A 1,314-nucleotide genomic window follows, 5' to 3' on the forward strand; every position below is an offset into this window, starting at 1 on the left:
GCGTGCCGCCAGCGCGTTGGCGAGGCGCCGCGAGCGTTCGGCCAGCTCGCGATAGGTGTAGCGATGCACGTCGCCTTCGACGCGCCGCGAGACGATCTCCTGCTCGCCGTGGTGGCGCTCGGCGTGGGTGAGCAGGGTCGAGATCAGCAGGGGCCGATCCATCATCAATCCGTTCATGGCAGTACTTTCCGTTCGTTCAATAGGCTCGCGGCGTGCGGGCACGCCCGGTCAGGCTGGCGCGGTGCCTGGGGTGGAGGGGGTGGCGGCGGCCTCCTCCCGCACGGCCTCGCCGATGCGTTGAAGGTCCGCTTCGTAGCTGCGCGATGCGCGCACGAAGGCCCAGGCGGCCAGCATGGCAAATAGCGGCATCGCCGTCAGTGCCTGCTCGAGCGTCCACGCGTCCGACAGGATGCCGGCGATGAAAGGCCCGGCGGCCAGGCCGAACAGGTTCTGGAACAGGGCCAGGACCGATGCGCCGGTGGCGCGGATCCCGGGATGGATGACGTCGATCACCACGGCTGAGACCGGCCCGACGGTGCAGGTCATGAGGAAGCCGCCGAGGACGATGAGCATGAACTGGGCCTGCCCCGACATCGCCACGCCGAAGCGCGAAGTGCCAAAGGCGAAGACCAGCACGACCAGCGAGGCGATGCACAACAGTGCCATGACTTGCAGCTTGGCGCGCGGGCGGTGCCGGCCGGCCCGGTCGATCACCGCGCCCCACAGCACGCTGCCGACGGCGCCGCTGAGCACCACGAGCGCTGCGCTGGTGGCCGCGCGGTCCGGCGCCATGCCATGCACGCGGTTGAGAAAGCTGGGCAGCCAGGCCCAGATCGCCGAGACGACGATCAGCTGCGAGGCACCGCCGATGCACACCCACAGCATCGTGCGCGAGCGGACCAGTGCCTGGACGACGGCGCGCGCGGCGCCGCCTGTGGATTGGGTGGCACTGTCGAGCCGGGGCGTGAGGGTCACGGTGCGGTAGTCGCGGACTTTGGTATAGAGCAGCGCCAGCACCAAGCCCGGGATGCCCACCACGCCGAAGGCGGCCTGCCAGCCCCAGCGCGCGGCGATCAGCCCACCGAGCATCACGCCGAGCACCGAGCCCACGGAGGCTGCGGCGAAGAAGCCCGCCAACAGCGCGCCGCGCATGCGCGAGGGGAAATGGCTCGCGATCAGCGCCGCGCCGACCGAACCGTAGCCCGCCTCGCCCAGCCCGACCACCGCGCGCGCGGCTAGCAGCTGGCCGTAGTTGCGCGTGAACATGCACGAAATGGTGGCCAGGCTCCAAGTCGTGGCCATTACGACGATGCT

General features: G+C 70.2%; 1 protein-coding gene and 1 pseudogene. Both read right to left on the reverse strand.

Going from position 1 to position 1,314, the window contains the following annotated elements:
* Positions 1 to 177: pseudogene (locus WKW80_RS37180) on the reverse strand (long-chain fatty acid--CoA ligase); the annotation flags it as partial.
* 51 nt (positions 178 to 228) lie between these two features.
* A partial coding sequence (locus WKW80_RS37185; RefSeq protein WP_340368558.1) for an MFS transporter occupies positions 229 to 1,314 on the reverse strand: 1,086 nt, incomplete at its 5' end.

This window comes from Variovorax humicola, assembly GCF_037889915.1.
Classification (GTDB): domain Bacteria; phylum Pseudomonadota; class Gammaproteobacteria; order Burkholderiales; family Burkholderiaceae_C; genus Variovorax; species Variovorax humicola.